This is a genomic window from Pseudomonas chlororaphis subsp. chlororaphis (genome assembly GCF_003945765.1).
GTDB classification, from domain to species: domain Bacteria; phylum Pseudomonadota; class Gammaproteobacteria; order Pseudomonadales; family Pseudomonadaceae; genus Aquipseudomonas; species Aquipseudomonas chlororaphis.
Genome location: NZ_CP027712.1, coordinates 3,011,517 through 3,025,080 on the forward strand (window position 1 = coordinate 3,011,517; position 13,564 = coordinate 3,025,080).

Annotated in this window: 13 protein-coding genes; 4 read left to right on the forward strand and 9 right to left on the reverse strand. The window is 65.2% G+C overall.

Annotation, left to right across the window (positions count from 1 at the left end; translation table 11 throughout):
* Positions 1-22: 22 nt before the first annotated feature.
* Positions 23-1,243: a cytochrome c biogenesis protein DipZ gene (locus C4K27_RS13955; RefSeq protein ID WP_053260893.1), complete on the forward strand. Its 1,221-nt coding sequence runs from the start codon at positions 23-25 to the stop codon at positions 1,241-1,243.
* A 159-nt stretch (positions 1,244-1,402) separates the two neighbouring features.
* On the opposite strand, the gene C4K27_RS13960 is transcribed toward C4K27_RS13955, so the two are convergent.
* Both C4K27_RS13960 and C4K27_RS13965 read right to left on the reverse strand, forming a co-directional pair.
* The gene (locus tag C4K27_RS13960; protein WP_009043562.1) at positions 1,403-1,714 is read right to left on the reverse strand and encodes an AzlD domain-containing protein; all 312 of its coding nucleotides are present in this window, start codon (positions 1,712-1,714) and stop codon (positions 1,403-1,405) included.
* Entirely contained in the window at positions 1,714-2,412 is a 699-nt protein-coding gene (locus tag C4K27_RS13965; protein WP_053260894.1) for an AzlC family ABC transporter permease, read from the reverse strand. Before C4K27_RS13965 ends, C4K27_RS13960 begins: the two co-directional genes overlap by 1 nt.
* Before the next feature lie 436 nt (positions 2,413-2,848).
* On the opposite strand from C4K27_RS13965, the gene C4K27_RS13970 reads away from it, so the two are divergent.
* From C4K27_RS13970 to C4K27_RS13980, 3 genes are all read left to right on the forward strand, one after another.
* On the forward strand, positions 2,849-3,505 hold the full coding sequence (locus tag C4K27_RS13970; RefSeq protein WP_053260895.1) for a ribonuclease T2 family protein: 657 nt from the start codon (positions 2,849-2,851) through the stop codon (positions 3,503-3,505).
* Between the two features lie 86 nt (positions 3,506-3,591).
* A complete protein-coding gene (locus C4K27_RS13975; protein WP_053260896.1) occupies positions 3,592-4,512 on the forward strand; it encodes a pyridoxal-phosphate dependent enzyme in 921 nt (306 codons plus the stop codon).
* Between the two features lie 57 nt (positions 4,513-4,569).
* On the forward strand, positions 4,570-5,199 hold the full coding sequence (locus C4K27_RS13980; RefSeq protein ID WP_053260897.1) for a LysE family translocator: 630 nt from the start codon (positions 4,570-4,572) through the stop codon (positions 5,197-5,199).
* A 172-nt stretch (positions 5,200-5,371) separates the two neighbouring features.
* Here the strand turns inward: C4K27_RS13980 and C4K27_RS13985 are convergent, their stop codons facing one another.
* The 7 genes from C4K27_RS13985 to C4K27_RS14015 form a co-directional block, all read right to left on the reverse strand.
* Entirely contained in the window at positions 5,372-6,157 is a 786-nt protein-coding gene (locus C4K27_RS13985) for a PA4824 family protein (protein WP_053260898.1), read from the reverse strand.
* A gap of 77 nt (positions 6,158-6,234) precedes the next feature.
* Positions 6,235-6,588, reverse strand: a complete 354-nt coding sequence (locus tag C4K27_RS13990) for a DUF2493 domain-containing protein (RefSeq protein ID WP_007920988.1) — start codon at positions 6,586-6,588, stop codon at positions 6,235-6,237.
* Complete coding sequence (locus C4K27_RS13995) at positions 6,576-8,285, reverse strand: Na/Pi cotransporter family protein (RefSeq protein ID WP_053260899.1); 1,710 nt, start codon at positions 8,283-8,285, stop codon at positions 6,576-6,578. Before C4K27_RS13995 ends, C4K27_RS13990 begins: the two co-directional genes overlap by 13 nt.
* A gap of 21 nt (positions 8,286-8,306) precedes the next feature.
* Positions 8,307-8,522: a hypothetical protein gene (locus C4K27_RS14000; protein WP_053260900.1), complete on the reverse strand. Its 216-nt coding sequence runs from the start codon at positions 8,520-8,522 to the stop codon at positions 8,307-8,309.
* A gap of 154 nt (positions 8,523-8,676) precedes the next feature.
* Positions 8,677-11,394, reverse strand: coding sequence for a magnesium-translocating P-type ATPase (gene mgtA / locus C4K27_RS14005; protein ID WP_053260901.1), 2,718 nt, complete (start codon positions 11,392-11,394; stop codon positions 8,677-8,679).
* 289 nt (positions 11,395-11,683) lie between these two features.
* Positions 11,684-11,968 (reverse strand): hypothetical protein, encoded by a 285-nt coding sequence (locus tag C4K27_RS14010; RefSeq protein ID WP_007920982.1) that lies wholly within the window; start codon positions 11,966-11,968, stop codon positions 11,684-11,686.
* 429 nt (positions 11,969-12,397) lie between these two features.
* On the reverse strand, positions 12,398-13,555 hold the full coding sequence (locus C4K27_RS14015) for a glutathionylspermidine synthase family protein (protein WP_053260902.1): 1,158 nt from the start codon (positions 13,553-13,555) through the stop codon (positions 12,398-12,400).
* Positions 13,556-13,564 lie beyond the last annotated feature (9 nt).

The following is a 13,564-nucleotide window of genomic DNA, read 5'->3' on the forward strand; positions in this document are numbered from 1 at the left end:
TTGACCGATCACAGGTGATGCCATGTTGCTCATAGCGTTTCTCGGCGGGGTCCTGACCATCCTCAGCCCCTGCATTCTTCCGGTGGTGCCGTTCCTGTTCGCCCGGGCCGACCGCTCGCGCGGCTCGGTGCTGCTAACCCTCGGCGGCATGGCGCTGACCTTTGCCCTGGTGTCGAGCCTGGCGGTGGTCGGCAGCGACTGGATCGTCCGGGCCAACGGCATCGGGCGCCAGCTGGCGCTGATTGTGCTGGGGCTGTTCGCGCTGTCGCTGATCTTTACCCGCTTCGGCAACTGGCTGGCGCGGCCCTGGGTCAACCTGGGCAATCGCCTGGACGGCCTGCGCCTCGATCGGGCGCGCAAGGTCTCCGGGCCCTTGGCGGCGTTGTTGCTGGGGGTGGCCACCGGTCTGCTCTGGGCGCCCTGTGCCGGGCCGATTCTCGGGGTGATCCTGACCGGCGCAATGCTGCAAGGGGCGAGCGCCCAGACCAGCCTGTTGTTGCTGGCCTACGGCCTGGGCAGTGCCCTGTCCCTGGGGCTGCTGATCTTTGCCGGAAGAGGGCTGGTCAACCGGCTCAGGCCGTCCCTGCCGGCCACCGCTTGGCTGCGCCGCGCCGCCGGTTGCCTGGCGTTGCTGGCGGCCGTGGCGATCGGCAGCGGGGTGGACGACCGCCTGCTGGCCAGCACCTCGTCCCAAGGCGGCGCGGCCCTCGAGCAAGGCCTGCTGAAGAGCGTGCCCAAGGCCCTCGACTACCTGATCGACAAGGCTGGCGCGGCACCCGCCGAGACGCTGCCGAGCAAGGGCCCGATGCCTTCGCTGAGTGGCGCGGTGCAATGGCTGAACTCGCCGCCGCTGGACGCCGAAGCCTTGCGCGGCAAGGTGGTGCTGGTGGACTTCTGGACCTACGACTGCATCAACTGCAAGCGCAGCCTGCCGTATGTGAACGCCTGGGCGAAAAAGTACGCCAAGGACGGGCTGGTGGTGATCGGCGTGCACACCCCGGAATACGCCTTTGAAAAGGTCATCGACAACGTCAAGGCCCAGGTGCGCAAGCTGGACATCGGCTACCCGGTGGCCATCGACAACAACTACGCGATCTGGCGTGCCTTCGACAACCAGTACTGGCCGGCCCACTATTTTGTCGACGCCCGCGGCCAGGTGCGCTACAGCCACTTCGGCGAAGGCAGTTACGAGACGCAGGAGCAGGTGATCCAGCAGCTGTTGCGCGAAGCCAAGGCGTCTTAAATGGGGGAGTCAGCGGTCGGTGGTTCGCGAGGCGGTGTGTTCAGTTACACCGCGTCGCCGCCATCGCTACAGAAGCCGAAGCGGCGGCGGACGCCGGCTTCCGCTTCCGTAGAAGCGCAGCTTGCGCGCGAAGCGATGCGTCAGGCACGCCGCGAGTCCCTACAACCACCACCGCAGCAGGAAAAAGAACGCCATGCTCAGCAGCATGCTGACCAGGGTGTTGCGGGTGTAGATCACCAGCACGATGGCCACCAGCGAGCTGATCAGGTACGGGTTGTCGTAGGCCAGGTTCAGCTGGTGCTCGGGCATGAACACGATCGGCCCGCAGATCGCGGTGAGCATGCCCGGTACGGCGAAACCGAGGAACTGCCGGGCGTTGCTGCTCAGGCGCACCGGCAGGCGCGGTTCGAGAAACACATAGCGGTTGAGAAATACCAGCAACCCCATGCCGAAAATCACTGCCCAGACCATCATGTGCGCTCCCGGTAGAACTTGTTGCAGAGAAAACCCGCGGTCATGCCCATCAGGCCCGACAGCACCAGGGCCGAGCCCCATTGCCAGTAGCTGAACAGCACCGAGCAGAACAGCGACACCGCCACGCAGACCACGGTCGGCACGTTGCGCACCAGCGGCGTGATCAGGGCGATAAAGGTGGCGGCGATGGAGAAGTCCAGGCCCAGGTGCTCGAGCCCGGGAATAGCGCGCCCGAGGACGATGCCGGCCAGGGTGAACAGGTTCCAGGCGATGTAGAAGGTCAGGCCCACGCCGAGGGCGTACCAGCGATCGAACTGCTGCTTGTCGTGCTGGCTGGTCAGGGCAAACAGCTCATCGGTGAGCAGGAACCCCAGGCCGACCCGCCAGCGCCCCGGCAGCGGCGCAATCACCGAACGCATGCTCATGCCGTACAGCAGGTGCTGGGAGGTCAGCAGCAGGGTGGTGAGCAGGATCGAGAAAATCCCCGCGCCGCCCTTGAGCATGCCGATCGCCACCAGCTGCGCGGCGCCGGCGAAGACGATGCTCGACAAGCCCTGGCCTTGCAGGGGCGTGAGGTTGGCCTCGATGGCCATGGAACCCGCCAGCAGCCCCCAGGGCGCGGTGGCCAGGGACAGCGGCAGGATGGCAACGGCACCGCGCAGGAACGCGGTGCGGGGAAGAAGAACGCTGGACATGACAGCCTGCAATCAAGGAACGGGAACCGACTGTGCCAGCCCGCGACGGAAATGGCTTGAACGATCTTGCGCACTTGGCGCCAACGATCGTTATTTCGTTCACCCCGCAGATGCTTCTGTAGGAGCGGCCGGTCGACGCTCGATTGCCGGCGATTGGGGTAACGCGGTGTGCCTGATACGACGCCTCGCGAGCAAGCTTCGCTCCTACAGAGGCTAGTATTCACCGCGAGTCCATGACCGGTTCGTAATCTGTCGGCCATGGCGCCAACCCGATCTGTCTGCTACAACGCTTCGCTAGTATCGACCGGCTTCTCCCGCGGAGAAGCCGGCCTGTCATCTTCCTGCAACAGCCCCGTGCCAAGAAGAGTGTCTGGCCGCTACCGGCCAGGTCACTACGGGGCCGTTCATTCACTGCCCCATCCCAAGGAGAGGGTCTATGAGAAAACTGTTTGCAACCGCGGCACTGGCCGCGCTGATGATCTGCACCGTCGGGGTCAGCCAGGCACGAGAGGCGCGGCAGCAGCGCGACTCGGTCGCCGGGGTGTTCGACTACTACCTGCTGTCGCTGTCCTGGTCGCCGACCTTTTGCCTGACCCATCCGGAAAACGAGCAGTGCTCCGGCAAGGGCTACGGTTTTGTCCTGCATGGCCTGTGGCCGCAATACGCCAAGGGCGGCTGGCCGCAGTCCTGCCCGCCCTTGACGCAGCTGAACGCCGAAGAGCGGGCCAAGGGCCTGACCCTGTTCCCCACCGCCAAGCTGATGGAGCACGAATGGAGCAAGCACGGCACCTGCAGCGGGCTGGGCGCCATGGGCTACCTGGAGACCTCCGACCAGGCCCTGGGCAAGGTGAAGATTCCTCAGGTGCTGGAACCTTCGACCACCGTGCATTACTTCGAGGCCCGGGAGATCGAACAGTTGTTCCGCCAGGCCAACCCGGGCATTCCGGAGAAGGGCGTAGCGGTGTTGTGCAGCGGCCCGGAACTCTCCGAAGTGCGGGTCTGCCTGGACAAGAACCTGGGGTTCGGCGCCTGTGGCAAGGGTGTGCGCACCCAGTGCCGCCAAGGCGATATCCGCATTCCGCCGATTCGCTGACCGGCGAGCGTCCAGGGGGGAGGCGGCATAGGCTAGCTTGAGCATCTATGGTTGCAAGACGCCCGTCTTCGTCCAAGGAGCCCATGATGCTGCATATCCGCACCCCCCTGATCCTGCATCCCGGGTTGTCCACGGCTACCCGGCGTATCTGGCTCAAGCTGGAAAACCTGCAGCCCGGCGGCTCGTTCAAGATGCGCGGCCTGGGCCTGCTCTGTACCCAGGCGGCGCGGCAGGGCAAGCGCCGCGTGGTCTGTCCCTCCGGCGGCAATGCCGGGCTGGCCACGGCGATGGCGGCGGCCAGCCTTGGCCTGCAAGCTTGCATCGTGGTGCCGCAGACCACCGCGCAAACCACCCGCGAACGCATCGCCCGGACCGGCGCCGAGGTGCTGGTGCATGGCCAGGTCTGGGATGAAGCCAATGAACGCGCGCTGCAACTGAGCAGCGCTGCCGACAGCGAATACGTGCCGGCCTTCGACCACCCGGTGCTGTGGCAAGGGCACAGCAGCATGGTCGATGAAATCCTCGAAGACTGTCCGCAGGTCGACACGATAGTGGCGTCGGTGGGCGGTGGAGGCTTGTTGGCCGGCATCCTCACCGGCCTGCTGCACCACCAGCGCCAGGACTTCCGGATCATCACCTGCGAAACCACCGGCAGCGCTTCCTTTGCCGCGGGGCTGGCGGCCGGGCATCCGGTCAAACTGGCGAAGATCGACACCGTCGCCAGTTCCCTCGGCGCGGCCCAGGTGGCGGCCTGGCCGTTGCAGCAGATCCAGGGTTTTCCCTATCAGTCGCTGGTGTTGTCGGATGCCGAGGCGATCCTCGGCGTGGTGCGTTATGCCGACGATCTGCGGCAATTGGTGGAGCCGGCCTGCGGCGTCTCGCTGGCGGTGGCCTACCTCGATCACCCGGCCATCGCCGCGGCGCGGGACGTGGTGATCGTGGTGTGCGGCGGCGTCAGCATCAGCGCCCGCCAGGTGGCGGACTGGGGCGCGTCACTGCCGGGCTGAAAGCGCCTGGTGTATGCTGGCCGACCTGTTGTACCTGTGGTTTTACGGAGGGTTCGGATGGACGCCACCACATTGTTTTTGTACGTCGTCACCGTCAGCGCGGTGATGATGACCCCGGGGCCGTCGATGCTGCTGGCTCTCAATAACGGTGCCACCCATGGCATGCGCATCGCCGGTTGCGGCATGGCTGGCGCGATGCTGTCCGACCTGTTGCTGATCGGTGCGGTGGGCTGCGGCCTGGGGGCGTTGCTGCAAGCCTCCGAGCAGCTGTTTTCCATCGTCAAGTGGGGCGGTGCGGCATACCTGTTGTACCTGGCGTGGGTGCTGTGGAAGGCGCCGACAACGGCGCTGGCCGCGCAGAGCAGCGGCGCTGCCAGCAGCGGGCGCGGGGCTTTCATGCGCTCATTGCTGGTGGGGCTGTCGAACCCCAAGGGGTTGCTGTTTTTCTCGGCCTTCCTGCCGCAGTTCGTGCGCCCCGACCAGCCGGTGGCGCAGCAGTACCTGATCCTGGCGCTGGTCAGCACGGCGATCAATTGCGTGATGATGGCGACCTACGCTTTTGGCGGGCGCTATGCCATGCGTACCTTCTCCGCGCGGGCGATGCTGTGGATCAACCGCAGCTGCGCCGGCATGCTCGCGCTGCTGGCGCTGGGCCTGAGCCTGTATCGGCGCAGCGATATCCGTTGAAGCGGCATTGACCCGATAGACCGGCGTCCTGCTTCTGTAGGAGCGGCCGGTCGACGCTCGATTGCTGGCGATAGATACGCTGCGGTATGTCTGACATACCGCCTCGCGAGCAAGCTTCGCTCCTATAGACGCTGTCTTCGCGCAGCTTGTGCGGCACACCGCCAGAAGCCATTTAGAACCTCAAGGTTGCGCCGCTGGTCAGCCAGCGGTCGCGGCCTTCGTTCAACTGGCCACCGAGCACCAGGTCGAGGTCCAGGTTCGCCCCCAGGTGCAGCCGTGGCCCGGCTTGCCAGGCCTGCTCGCCGCCGCGCTGGCCGTAACGCTCGGCGACCAGGGTCAGGCGTTCGCCCAGGTCGTATTCGAAGCCGCCGCCCCAGGTCCAGTGGTGGTTCTGCTGGCCGTCGTCATAGGCGTGTGCCCAGCCAGCGTTGAGGTTCAGGCGCAACCTGTCCAGGGGCTGATAAGTCAGGGGCAGACTGATGTCGCCACCGTCGAACGAGTGGTTGCGGTTGAGGGCGAAATGCGCGGACGACGCCAGCGCCAGCTGCAGGCCCAGGTCTTCGCGGTTCCACAGTTGCGCCTTGAGTTGCGGGCTCAGCTGGGTTTCGCCGTGGCCGTCCTCACGGTTGCGCTCAATGGCGGCACCCACCTGCAACCAGGGCAGGGCGGCGAAGGTGCAGGCCGGGGAGATCACCGCGCCATGGTTGGAACCCTGGTGACGCAGGCTCTGGTACCAGATATCCAGGTTGCACTCTCCCGGGGCGTTGATCGCGCCATCGTCCACCACATAGGCGCCGCCCGCGGCGTTGGCCTTGGCGACCAGGGTCAGCAGGCCGATCAGGCTCAGGGTGATGGTGACGAACATCAGGTTGCGCCGCAGCATGCGCCGTTTCGCCGGGGGCAGGTCGCGGGTGAGGCTGGCAAAGCGGTTGTGGCGCGAAGGGCTGTATTTGGACATGTCGGTTCTCGCTAAGGCATGGGCAGCGGCCGCGCTGTGTGGGCCGCTGCGTAGTCGAGTGGGGATGGGGAAAAGGGTCATTGCCAGTCGCTCACTGACAGGGTCTGGATGCCTGCGGCCCTGGCCAGGGCCACCAGCTCTTCGGTGTCGTCGCCGCCGGGCAGGGCGATCACCATGTCGGGCCGGCTGTCACGCAGCATGAAGGCGTTGCGCAGGCGTTCGGCGAGCTTGCCGTGCAGCTGCCAGTTGGCCGGGTAACGCACGATGTCGGCGCCGATTTCCCGGCCCCAGTCTTCTATTTCTGCGCCGAGGAACTGGCTGCCGCCGTGGATCAGCACCTGCACTTCATGCAGGCGCTGGAAGGCGTCGAGCACCCGCCGGCACAGCTGGACGTCGGCGCAGTGGCGCCCGGCGCAGATCAGGACACGCATCGTGCGGTCTCCTGCGTCGTCGGCTGGATGCTCAACGGGTTGTCCAGCAGCATTTCGCCCAGTTCGGCGTTATCCAGGTCGCGCTCGCCGGCCCGCTCCAGCGCCGGATAGGCCAGGGCCGCGATGTGGTGGTGCACGCGCCGGTAGTCGCGCAGCACCCGCTGGAAGATGTCGCCGGACTCGGCCCAGGCCGTGCGGTCTTCGCGCAGGCTGCGAAAGTGCTCGCGGCTGGCGTCGGCTTCCAGCCGCCTGACCAGTTCCTTGCGGTTCACCAGTTGGTGGGCGTTGGCCAGGTCTTCGCGCAGGAACACGGTGATCGCCAGGCTCAGGCTGTCCACCACGGCCTGGTGCAAGGGCTCGATGCAGTCCAGCTCGAACACCGAGAACTGCTCGCCACGCCGCAGCCGGCGCGCCGCCAGCTGGGTCAGGCTGCTGGAGAGGATGTCGCCGGCGTGTTCCAGGTTGATCACGAACAGCAGGATTTCCTGGGCACGGTCGGCGTCCTGGTCGCTGATGCCGTCCTGGCCGATATCCGCCAGGTAGGCGCGGATCGCCGCGCTGAGCAGGTCCAGCGACTGGTCGATGCGCCGCACCTCATCGGCGCCGGCCGGGGTCGAGGCCTGGAACAGGCGCAGCACCCGGTCGAGCATCAGCGACAGCATGTCGGCCAGGCGCAGGGCCTCGCGGGCGGCGTTGGACAGGCCGATATTGGCCACCGCCAGGCCGGCTTCGTCCAGGTAGTGCGGCATGCCCGGGTCGACGTCGCGCGGCGGCTCCGGCAGCAGGCGGCTGAGCAGCGTCGCCATGGGCCCGGTCAGGCCGATGAACAGCAGGGCCAGCACCAGGTTGAACAGGCTGTGCAGGTACACCACTTGCAGGCTGGCATCGAGGGCGGCGACCGGCGCGCTCTGGGCGATCCAGGGCAGGCACGGCAGCAGCACGGCGGCACCGCACAGGCGCACCAGAAGATTGCCCAGGGGCAGGCGCCGGGCGACGCTGGAATCGGCGTTGAACAGCGACGGCAGGGCGCCGCCGATATTGATCCCCAGCACCAGGGCCATGGCGGTCATCGACGACAGCAGCCCGGTGGCGGCCAGGGACGCCACCAGCAGCACCACGGCGACGCTGGAATGGCACAGCCAGGTCAGCAGCGCCGCCGCCAGCAGGGCGATCAGCAGGTCGCCGTCGAGGCCACGCATCAGCGCGGTGAACACCGGCGTGCCTTCCACTTCGCCCAGGGTGCCGCCGAGCATGCGCAGGGCCAGCAGCATCAGCCCCAGGCCGATCAGCGCGCAGCCGAGGCTTTCAAAACGCGAGTCGTCGCGCAGGCGGAACACGATAAAACCCGCCAGCAGCACCAGCGGCGTGAGGATCGAGATATCGACGCTGAGCAGTTGCACCACCAGGGTCGAGCCGATATTGGCCCCGAGCATCACCGCCAGCGCGGGGGCCAGGCCCAGGGTGCCGGTGGCGGTAAAGGAGCTGGCCATCAGGCTCACCGCGGTGCTGCTTTGCAGGACCCCGGTGATGGCGATGCCGGACAGCAGGGCCATCCAGCGGTTGTTCAGGTGCTGCCCCAGCCACTGGCGCAGCTGGGTGCCGAAGCCGCGCAGCAGCGACGAGGAAATCATCTGGGTGCCCCACAGCAGCAGGGCGATGGAGCCAGCGAGGTTGATCAGCAGAGTAGTTCCCGACATGAGGACTCTCCCTTGTGTGTTTCATGGCTTGGCGGATCGCAGCAGGCGGATGCAGCGGCGATGAAGGGCGCTGGCAAAGCCCAGCAGCAGGCGAATGGCAACGCGGCTCAACAGGCCCTTGGCATACAGGCGGATGCCGACCAGGGTGATCAGGGTGGCGATACCTTCCAGGGTGCTCACCAGCAGGGCGCGCAAGGTGCGCTCGCCGCGGGCCAGCAGCTCGGCGATCGGTTTCATGGTTGTTCTCCGGGTGGCACAAAACCGTAGGAGCGAGCGGGCGGCGATCCGACTTGCCCGCGATTGGAGCGCCACTGGCTGTCGGAAGAACCGCGTCATCGCCGAGCATGAACATGTCTTGCTGCGGCCAATGACGCGGTCCCGGCTCAGTTCCTCAGAACCATTGCTTGAAGCGACGGATATAGAGGGTCTTCATGGTCTGGGCGACGACGCAGTAGCACAGCAGGGTGCCGACCAGCCAAGGGAAGTATTCCCACGGCAGCGGTACCAGGCCGACCATTGCACCCAGCGGCGAGAACGGCACGTAGATACCCAGGGCCATCACCAGGCCGGTCATCAGCATCACCGGCAGCGCCGCGGTGCTCTGGATGAACGGGATCTTCTGGGTGCGCAGCATGTGCACCACCAGGGTTTGCGAGAGCAAGCCTTCGATGAACCAGCCGGACTGGAACAGGGCGGCCATTTCCACGCTGTTGGCGGCGAACACGAACCACATCAGGGCGTAGGTGGTGATGTCGAAGATCGACGAGGTCGGCCCGATCCACAGCATGAAGCGCCCGATGTTCTTGGCGTCCCACTTGCGCGGCTTGCGCAGGAATTCCTTGTCCATCTTGTCCCACGGCAGCGACAGCTGGGAGATGTCGTACATCAGGTTCTGCAGCAGCAGGTGGATCGCCAGCATCGGCAGGAACGGAATGAACGCACTGGCCACCAGCACCGAGAACACGTTGCCGAAGTTGGAACTGGCGGTCATGTTCAGGTACTTCATGATGTTGCCGAAGGTCTCGCGGCCCTTGATCACACCTTCTTCGAGGACCATCAGGCTCTTTTCCAGGAGAATGATGTCCGCCGACTCCTTGGCGATGTCGGTGCCGCTGTCCACCGAGATACCGACGTCGGCGTCGCGCAGCGCCGGGGCGTCGTTGATGCCGTCGCCGAGGAAGCCCACGGTGTGCCCGTTGGCCTGCAGGGCCTTGAGTACCCGGGATTTCTGCAGCGGGGTGAGCTTGGCGAATACCGTGCGTTCTTCCACCAGGCGCGCGAGTACCGCGTCGTCCATGTGCTCGATATCGCGCCCGAGCAGCGGCTGGCCGACCTCCAGGCCGACCTCGCGGCAGATCTTCGCGGTGACGATCGGGTTGTCGCCGGTCAGCACCTTCACCGTCACGCCGTTTTCGCGCAGCGCGGCGATGGCCGGGCCGGCGGTTTCCTTGGGTGGATCGAGGAAGGTCAGGAAGCCTTCGATGATCAGCTCGCGTTCGTCGCTGGCGCTGTACTGCTGGCGGGTCTGCCCCGGCGCCAGGTCGCGGGTGCCGACCAGCAGCACGCGGAAACCGTCGCGGTTGTATTCCTCGGCCAGCTCCAGCAGCGCCGCCCGGCGCCCGGCGTCGAGGGCCACGGTGACGCCGTCCTGGCGCACCCGGGTGGCGGTGTCGAGCATTTCCTCGACCGCGCCCTTGCACACCAGCAGGTGATGGCCGCTGGCGTCGGCGAGGATCACCGAGAGGCGCCGGCGGACGAAATCGAACGGCAGTTCATCGACCTTGCTCCAGGCGTCGGGCGCGCTGAACTTCGGGTTGTTTTCGGCATAGCTCACCACCGCGCGGTCCATCAGGTTCTTCATGCCGCTCTGGTGATAGCTGTTGAGCCAGGCCAGTTGCAGCACCTGGTCGCAGCGGCTGCCGCTGATATCGACGTGGTGCTCGAGGATGATCCGGTCCTGGGTCAGGGTGCCGGTCTTGTCGGTGCATAGCACGTCCATGGCGCCGAAGTTCTGGATCGCGTTGAGGCGCTTGACCACCACCTTGCGCTTGGCCATGGCCGCGGCGCCCTTGGCCAGGTTGGCGCTGACGATCATCGGCAGCATTTCCGGGGTCAGGCCGACGGCCACCGCCAGGGCGAACATGAAGGCTTCGGCCCAGTCACCCTTGGTGAAACCGTTGATCAGCAGCACCACCGGCACCATCACCAGCATGAAGCGGATCAGCAGCCAGCTGACGCTGTTCACCCCGCGGTCGAAGGCGGTCTGGGTCCGCGAGCCGACGATGGAACGCGCCAGGGAGCCGAAGTAGGTGCGCGACCCGGTGGCCACCACCACCGCGGTGGCGGTGCCGCTGACCACGTTGGTGCCCATGAAGCAGATGTTCGGCAGGTCGAGCAGGTCCTGCTGGTCAGCCGCCGCTGTGCGATGGGCGGATTTCTCCTGCACCGCGCCCAGGGTGTCGTACTTCTCCACCGGCAGCGCCTCGCCGGTCAGCACCGCCTGGCTGATGAACAGGTCGCGGGATTCGATCAGGCGGATATCGGCGGGGATCATGTCGCCGGCCGACAACTGCACGATGTCGCCGACCACCAGGTCGCGCATCGGCACTTCGCGCAGCGCGGCTTTCATGCCCATCTGCTCGCGGCGCAGCACGGTGGCGGTGGTCCGCACCATGGCCTTGAGCGCCTCGGCGGCCTTGGCCGAGCGGTACTCCTGCCAGAAACGCATCAGGCCGCTGGCCAGGACCATGACCAGGACGATGATCACCCCGGTCAGGTCGGTTTCCTCGCCGGCTTGCAGGGGCAGCCAGAAGTCGGTGAAGAAGCTGATGGCGGTCAGCGTCATCAGCACATAGATGAACGGGTTGTTGAAGGCTTGCAGCAATTGCACCAGGGCATGCGGCGGCCGGTCGTGGGCCACTTCGTTGAAGCCGTCGCGCTGCAGGCGGCCTTCGGCGTCGAGCTCGGTCAGGCCGTTGGCGTTCGACTTGACGTTGTCCAGGGTCACGCCAAGGCTGTTCTGCGCTTCGCGGGCGGCGCGCATCGACAGCCGGGTGTCGTCGCGGGTGGAGTTTTGCGAGGAGGCGGTGCGGGTTTTTACCGTAGTCATTACGTGTGCTCCTGCCGCAGGCTTGCGGCACGACACACAGACCACTCACCTATTCAAAGACGAGCGAACGTATGTCGAGCCGCAAGTAAGCGATCGATTCAGGTAGTTGCGTTTTATTGGTTTTAACGTTCGCCGCCTATTCAATGAACATGAACAGGCGACGAATCTACTACTGGCTTCGTCCATAACAATGACCACCAACTTTTAGTTGTAAGCAGGCAATAGGAAGTTGCCGAATTCCTTATTAGGGAAAACGTTAAGGAAGGACTTGAAAGTGCCTTCGGTTGAACTAGAAGTGCGAGTCCCGGGATAGGCTCAGCAGCAGGCCGGCCTGCATGAGGAGGCCGGCCAGGCTCCGACTCTGAGGGTCCTGGCTGTCGTCGAAACTCCAGCGTTGCTGGAGCCGGCAGGTGACCGGGCAGACGCGCCAGTTGGCCCGCGGCCGGGTTTGCGAGGAGGGGGTGGAATACAGGGTGCCGACCCGGGAAACGGCCGCGCGCTCAGCGCAGGGCTTGACCCGCATGGTCGATGCAAAGGCGCGTACGCCGGGCATTACAGTGGATTTGAAGTTCATAACAGTTGCCTCGCGACCGGACTGGCTCCGGTGAAGGCAAGTTACGAAGGAGCGTCAAGCTCTAGCGCAGCTCACCCGACCGAAAAGTCGAGTCCCGTCATGTTCTGGGTTAAGTGCCCAGCCTTGCGCAAGCGCATCGACCAGGCAGCGTCTAGATACTGTGTCCATTGGCTTCTTTTGTGAGTTGAAAAAAGGCCGGTTTGGCCGGCCCGCGCAATTTACTCAGGGCCACCTGTCAAGTCAAGATTAAATTGCCACGAATCATATGTTCGTTCAGCTTTAAGCAAGGTCTGTAGCGAAACTCAGATAAATGATGGGCAAGTTATATAAGGCAGTTCTGAATGACGGCCATAACAATGCTGGAGATAGTTATTGTGCTGTAGCCGTTGAGAAACAGGCCGAGGCGCATTGCGCGCCCCGGCGGATATATCAGTCGAGGATCAGGTGCGGCAGGAAGCGGCTGGAGTCCTTGGTGATCAGGCTGTCGTCTTCACGCACGCCGATACCGGCGGCCTGGTCGCCGATGACCCAGGAGCCGATCAGGGTGTAGCTGTCGCCAAAGCGCGGCAGCGGGGCGAAGGACTGCAGGATGTAGGGCGCGTCGGTGTAGGGGCCGTCTTCCTTGACCACCTCGTCCTGCGGGGTGCGCAACTCGATGTTGGCGCCTTCGCGGGAAAAGAACGGCTTGCGTACCCAGCCCTTGGGCACCTCGCGTTGCGGGTGCGGGTCCAGGTGGGTTTCCAGCAGGTTCGGGTGGCCCGGGTGGGCTTCCCAGAGCAGCGGCAGGATGCCCTTGTTGGAGAGGATGGATTTCCACGCCGGCTCGAAGAACTGCGTGTCGCTGGCGGCGATCGCCGCGCCGAAGGGTTCGTGGAAGATGAACTCCCAGGCGTGCAGCTTGAACAGGTGCGGGATCCAGCGGTCCTGCAGGTCGACGAAGCGGCCTTCGGCGGTGAGGCCGATGTCTTCCACGTCGATGTGCCGCGACTCGATGCCGGCCTTTTCCGCGATCAGGCGCAGGTAGTCGGTGGTGGCGCGATCTTCCACCGAATCCTTCATCGAGGCGAAATAGAACGGGCGCTTGATCCCCAGCTGGGCGAAAGCCTGGTGCAGCCGGGTGTCGATGCTGTTGAACTGGTCGGCATGCCGTGGCAGCAGGCCGCGCTCGATGTTCTGCTCCAGCCAGCCCCATTGGAACGCCGCGGTTTCATAGAGGCTGGTGGGGGTGTCGTAGTTGAGCTCCAGCAGCTTGGCCGGGCCCTGGCCGTCGTAGGAAAAGTCCAGGCGGCCGTAGAGGTGCGGGTGACCCTCGAGCCATGAAGTGCGGATCATGTCGTAGAAGGCCGGCGGAATGCTCAGGCGATCGAGCAGGGCCTCGCTGCGCACCACCCGGTCCACCAGGTCCATGCACATCTCATGGATCTCGGTGGTCGGGTCTTCCAGGTCGTCCTCGATCTGCTTGAGGCTGAACTGGTAGTAGGCGCTTTCGTCCCAGTAGGCTTCGCCGTCGATGGTGTGGAACAGGAAGCCGAGCTTTTGCGCGGTCTGTCGCCAGTCCGGACGTTCGTTGCAGAGGATCTTCTTCATGGCGCGGTT

Bases quoted from the DNA above. Each gene is read 5' to 3' on its own strand.
- C4K27_RS13955 (WP_053260893.1), top strand. From the start codon at position 23: ATGTTGCTCATAGCGTTTCTCGGCGGGGTCCTGACCATCCTCAGCCCC.
- C4K27_RS13960 (WP_009043562.1), bottom strand. From the start codon at position 1,714: ATGGTCTGGGCAGTGATTTTCGGCATGGGGTTGCTGGTATTTCTCAAC.
- C4K27_RS13965 (WP_053260894.1), bottom strand. From the start codon at position 2,412: ATGTCCAGCGTTCTTCTTCCCCGCACCGCGTTCCTGCGCGGTGCCGTT.
- C4K27_RS13970 (WP_053260895.1), top strand. From the start codon at position 2,849: ATGAGAAAACTGTTTGCAACCGCGGCACTGGCCGCGCTGATGATCTGC.
- C4K27_RS13975 (WP_053260896.1), top strand. From the start codon at position 3,592: ATGCTGCATATCCGCACCCCCCTGATCCTGCATCCCGGGTTGTCCACG.
- C4K27_RS13980 (WP_053260897.1), top strand. From the start codon at position 4,570: ATGGACGCCACCACATTGTTTTTGTACGTCGTCACCGTCAGCGCGGTG.
- C4K27_RS13985 (WP_053260898.1), bottom strand. From the start codon at position 6,157: ATGTCCAAATACAGCCCTTCGCGCCACAACCGCTTTGCCAGCCTCACC.
- C4K27_RS13990 (WP_007920988.1), bottom strand. From the start codon at position 6,588: ATGCGTGTCCTGATCTGCGCCGGGCGCCACTGCGCCGACGTCCAGCTG.
- C4K27_RS13995 (WP_053260899.1), bottom strand. From the start codon at position 8,285: ATGTCGGGAACTACTCTGCTGATCAACCTCGCTGGCTCCATCGCCCTG.
- C4K27_RS14000 (WP_053260900.1), bottom strand. From the start codon at position 8,522: ATGAAACCGATCGCCGAGCTGCTGGCCCGCGGCGAGCGCACCTTGCGC.
- mgtA (WP_053260901.1), bottom strand. From the start codon at position 11,394: ATGACTACGGTAAAAACCCGCACCGCCTCCTCGCAAAACTCCACCCGC.
- C4K27_RS14010 (WP_007920982.1), bottom strand. From the start codon at position 11,968: ATGAACTTCAAATCCACTGTAATGCCCGGCGTACGCGCCTTTGCATCG.
- C4K27_RS14015 (WP_053260902.1), bottom strand. From the start codon at position 13,555: ATGAAGAAGATCCTCTGCAACGAACGTCCGGACTGGCGACAGACCGCG.